At 73.6% G+C, this 5,345-nt stretch carries 2 protein-coding genes; both read right to left on the minus strand.

Annotated elements, in window-relative coordinates; genetic code table 11:
- Positions 1-1,807: type I polyketide synthase (locus AB0C96_RS42875; RefSeq protein WP_362925714.1), on the minus strand; the 1,807-nt coding region annotated here is incomplete at its 3' end.
- A gap of 43 nt (positions 1,808-1,850) precedes the next feature.
- Positions 1,851-5,345 (minus strand): SDR family NAD(P)-dependent oxidoreductase (locus tag AB0C96_RS42880; protein WP_362925713.1); only part of this gene is annotated, 3,495 nt, incomplete at its 5' end.

Consider the following 5,345-nt stretch of genomic DNA (forward strand, 5'->3'; position numbering starts at 1 on the left):
AAACCTCATCCAAAACCCCCGCAAAAACATCGTCCGACGCATACAACTCCCGCCCCATACCAGCCCACTGCGCCCCCTGACCGGTAAACAACACCCCCACACGACGACCCCGCACCGCCGACCCACGCACCACACCCGGCGCCTCAACCCCGGAAGCAACCGCATCGAGCCCCGCCAACAACGCCCCGCGATCACGCCCGACGACCACCGCACGCTCACCGAACGACGCACGCGTCACCGCCAACGAATGAGCAACATCCACCGGATCGGCATCAACCCGCCCCACGTGCTCACGCAACCGCACCGCCTGCGCCCGCAACGCCCCACCCGAACGAGCCGACAACGGCCACAGCACAACGGAAGAAACCACCGAAGCGCCACCAACCCCAACATCGGCCCCGGCCTCAACCTCGACCTCGACCGGCGGCTCCTCAAGAACAACATGAGCATTGGTGCCACTGACACCGAACGCCGAGACAGCCGCCCGACGCGGACGATCCCCCCGCCGGACCCAAGACCGCTCCTCCGTCAGCAACTCCACCGCACCCGAGGCCCACTCCACCTTCGACGAGGGGCGGTCGGCATGAAGAGTGCGAGGCAGGGTGGAGTGCGACATCGCCTGCACCATCTTGATCACGCCGCCCACTCCCGCCGCGGCCTGGGCGTGCCCGATGTTGGACTTCAGCGACCCCAACCACAGCGGATCACCCGCCCGTTCACGCCCGTACGTGGCCAGCAGCGCACCCGCCTCAATGGGGTCGCCCAACGGCGTACCGGTGCCATGGGCCTCGACCACGTCGACCTCACCCGGGGTCAGCCCGGCATCGGCCAACGCGTCGCCGATGACCCGCTGCTGGGCGGGACCGCTCGGGGCCGTCAGCCCGTTGCTGGCGCCGTCCTGGTTGACGGCGGTGCCGCGGACGACCGCCAGTACGCGGTGACCGTTGCGGAGCGCATCAGACAACCGCTCGACGAGCAGCACACCGGCACCCTCAGCCCACGCAGTGCCGTCCGCGCCCTCCGCGAACGCCTTGCACCGCCCGTCCGACGCCAACCCACGCTGCCGCGAAAACTCCACGAACACCGTCGGCGTCGCCATCACCGTCACACCACCCGCCAACGCCATATCGCACTCACCGCGCCGCAGTGACTGCACCGCCAGATGCAGCGCCACCAACGACGACGAGCACGCCGTGTCCACGGTCACGGCGGGGCCCTGGAGGCCGAGGGTGTAGGCGACCCGACCGGAGGCGATGCTGCCCGCGCTGCCGTTCACGAGGTAGCCCTCGTACTCCGGCGGGGCGGAGTCGAACTGCGATCCGTAGTCGTCGTACATCACGCCGGTGAAGACGCCGGTGCGGGTACCGCGCAGCGCGTCCGGCACGATCCCGGCCCGCTCCAACACCTCCCACGACGTCTCCAACAGCAACCGCTGCTGCGGATCCATCGCCGCCGCCTCACGCGGCGAGACACCGAAGAACTCCGCATCGAACTCGGCCGCCCCATGCAGGAAACCACCCTCACGCACATAGCTGCGGCCCACCATGTCGGGGTCGGGGTCGTAGAGCCCCTCGGTGTCCCAGCCGCGGTCGGTGGGGAAGGACGAGATCGCGTCCGTGCCGGCGGCCACCAGGTCCCACAGGTCCTCCGGCGACGCCACCCCGCCCGGGTAACGGCAGGCCATGCCGACGATCGCGACCGGCTCCCGGCTCGCCGACTCAAGCTCGGCCAGGCGGGACTTGGTCTTGTGCAGTTCGGCGGTGGCACGCTTCAGATAGCTGCGGATCTTGTCGTTCTCGGCGGTCATTGCTGCCACCAACTCCTCGGCATGCGGTCGGTCCACGGTGCGGTCACAGCTGCTCGTCCAGGAAGGCGAAGATCTCGTCGTCGGTCGCCTCGTCGAGCCGGTCCGCCACGGTCGCCTGGGCACTGTCGGCATCGGCGGGGGTGGCGGGGGCGGCGGTGCCGCCCTGGGGTCCGAGGGTGTCGAGCTCGGTCAGCAGCCCGAGCAGCCGCTGCCGCACCTCGGCTCGCCGGGCGTCGTCCGAGCCCAACTGGGCTACTGCCCACGCGAGTTCGTCTATTCCCTCCAGCACGGAGCCCGCGGCCGGCGTTCCGGCGGGGCGGGGCAGCTCCGTATCGATCCACTCGGCCATGTCCTTCGGTGTGGGGCGGTCGAAGGCGAGCGTGGTCGGCAGCCGGAGGTCCACCAGGCGGCTGAGCCGGTTGCGCAACTCCACCGCCGCCAGGGAGTCGAAGCCGATCTCCCGGAAGGGCCGTTCAGGGTCCACCTCGGCGGCCGACGCGTGGCCGAGCACCTCGGCGACCTGCTCGGTGACCAGGTCCAACAGGGCCGCGGACCGCTCCTCCCCAGAGAGCGCCACGATCCCCGCAACACGCCCGGCGCCGGGCTCCGTGCCCATGCCCATGCCCGTGCCCATGCCCGCGCCCATGCCCGCGCCCATGCCCGCGCCCATGCCCGCGCCCGCGCCCCGCCGGTCGTCGGCGGCCGCCGACGTACCGGACCTGCCGCGGCGCAGGGCCGCGGGCAGCAGGCCGCGCAGCAGCGGTGGCACCGCGGTCACGCCGCGCTCCTTTGCCATGCGGCGCAGGGCGGCGCCGTCGAGCAGGAGCGGAACGAGGACCGCGGGCCCGTCCCGGTGCGTGGTCAGGGCCAGGTCGAGCAGGTCGAGCCCCTGCTCGGGCGGCATCGCGGCGATGCCCTCGTGGCGCAGCCGGTGGAGCGCCACGTCGTCCAGGCCACCGGCCATGCCCGCCCGTTCGTCCCACAGGCCCCAGGCCAGGGACACGGCGGGCAGCCCGGCCGCGCGACGGGCCCGCGCGACCGCGTCGAGGACCGCGTTGGCCGCCGCGTAGGAGCCCTGCCCCGGGCGGCCGAGGAGCCCGGCCGCGGCGGAGAACAGCACGAACGCGCGCAACGGCCGGTCGAGGGTGGCCTCGTGCAGGTTCCGTACGGCGTCTGCCTTCGACCGGAGGACGGTGTCGAGCCGCTCCGGGGTCAGACCGGCCAGGGCACCGTCGTCCAGCACACCGGCGGTGTGCACCACACCGGTCAGCGGGTGCCCCGGCGACACCGCGGCGACGGCCTTCCGGACGTCCGAGGGGTCGACGAGGTCGCATGCCACGAAGGTGGCGGTGACGCCGAGGTCGGCGAGCTCCCGCTCCAGGACGGCGGCTTCGGGTGCGTCCGGGCCGCGCCTGCTGACCAGGAGCATGTGGCGCACGCCGTGCCGGCGCGCCAGGTGCGGGGCCACCCGCCGGCCCAGGGCGCCGGTGGCACCGGTGATCAGTACGGTGCCGTCGGGGTCGAATGCGGCGTCCGCGGCGGGGCCGTCGGCCGTCCCGTCCGTCTCGGCCACCGCCGGGGCGTCACTCGCGAACGGGACCTCGCTCGTGAACCGGGCCTCGCTCGCCGATGGAGCCGCGACCGTCGCCGGGGGCTCGCTCGCCACTCGGGCCGCAACCGTCGCCGGGGTGGTGACCGGAACGAGGGCCGGGGCGAGTAAGGCGCCGGCGCGCAGGGCGAGTTGCGGCTCCCCCGACGCGAGGGCCCGGGGCAGGGCCGCCCGGGACTCCGGGGAGTCGTCCACGTCGACGAGGATGAAGCGGTCCGGGTACTCCGACTGGGCGGAGCGGAGCAGTCCCCACAGGGCCGCGCCCGCCAGGTCCGGCACGTCGCCGGGCCCGGCCTCGACCGCGCCCCGGGTGAGGACGACGAGCCGGGCCGCCGCCAGGCGTTCGTCCTCGGTCCACTCCCGTACCAGGGCCAGGCCGCGACCGAGGGCAACGCGTACCGGGTCGTCGCCCCGGTCCGCAACGCCCGCGTCGGCGCCCCCGCCCGTACCCACATCCGCACCAACATCCGAACCAACAGCCGCACCCGCAGCCACAGCCACGTCATTCACACCCGTATCCGCGTCCGGCGCGACGAGGTGGGTGCCGGTGGGCGGCACCACGACCAGGCCGGGAACGGGCGTTCCGGCGGTGGCCAGGCTGGCGCGCAGGGCGGTGAGATCGGCGTGGGCAACGGGCTCCGCGCCGGGCAGGGCGCGCAGGGTCGCGCTCTCCTCGCCCGCGGCCGACTCCCCCGCCGACTCCGATTCCGACGCAGATTCCGACGCCGACTGCGCCACCGTTCCGTCCGCGGCGGGCCCGAGGACCGTCCAGCCACGGGCGCCAGGGGCGTCGGACCACTGCGGCACCGTTTGCCAGTCGATGCGGTACAGCGGCTCCGTCACGCTGTCCGTGCCCAGGGTGACCGGGCGCAGCAGCAGCGCGTCCAAGGTGAGGACGGGCGCGCCCGCCGGGTCGGTGGCCAGCACCGAGAAGGCGGCGTTCGTGCCGTCGCCCGCCGGTGCCAGCCTGACGCGGAGCGTCTCGGCACCGGTGGCATGGAGCGTGATGCCCTGCCAGGAGAACGGCGCCAGTGTGGTGCCGCCCGTTTCGGGCAACAGCCCGCCGGCACGCCATGGGTGGAGAGCCGCGTCGAAGAGTGCCGGGTGAATGCCGAAGCCGTCGCCGTTCGCCACCGCCTCGGGCAGCCGCACCTCGGCGAAGAGCTCGCCGCCGCGGCGCCACACCCCGGACAGTCCGGTGAAGGCCGGACCGTAGCCGTAGCCGTCCGCGGCGAACCCGTCGTACAGCTCCTCGACGTCGATCGGCTCGGCGTCGGGCGGCGGCCAGGCGCCGGCAGCCCATGCGGTCTCAGGCACCGTCTCCGACGCGGCCTCCGACACCGTCTCCGACGCGGTCTGCGCCACGGGCGCGAGCACGCCCTCCGCGTGCCTGGTCCACTCCGGCTCCTTGCCGTCCCACTCGGGGGTCTCGGGGCCCGCGGCGAGCACGACGGCGCGCCGGCCCCGCTCATCGGCCGCCTCGACCAGCACCTGGAGCCGCATTCCACCCCGTTCGGGCAGGAGCAGCGGCGCGTGGAGCGTGAGCTCCTCGACACCGCCCGCGCCCACCTCGTCGGCGGCCCGCAGCAACAGGTCCGCAATCGCGGTCCCGGGGAGCAGCACCGTGCCGGAAATGACGTGGTCGGCCAGCCACGGGTGCGCGGAGAGCGCCACCCTGCCGGTGAGGAGCAGCGAGTCGGAGCCGGCTATCGGCGTCGCGCCGCTGAGGAACGGATGGTCCGTCCATACGAGCCCGAAGCGGGCCGCGGCCGAGGTTCCGGTGGCGCCGGACACCGAGCCGGTGGCCCAGTAGCCGCGGCGTTGGAAGGGGTATGTGGGCAGGTCGATCCGTCGGGCCACGGAGCCCGAATGCAGCGCCGCAACGTCGAGTTCGGCCACCCGGGTGTGCAACGTGGCCAGCGCGGTGGC

The sequence above is a fragment of the Streptomyces sp. NPDC048506 genome (assembly GCF_040651315.1).
Taxonomy (GTDB): Bacteria; Actinomycetota; Actinomycetes; order Streptomycetales; family Streptomycetaceae; genus Streptomyces.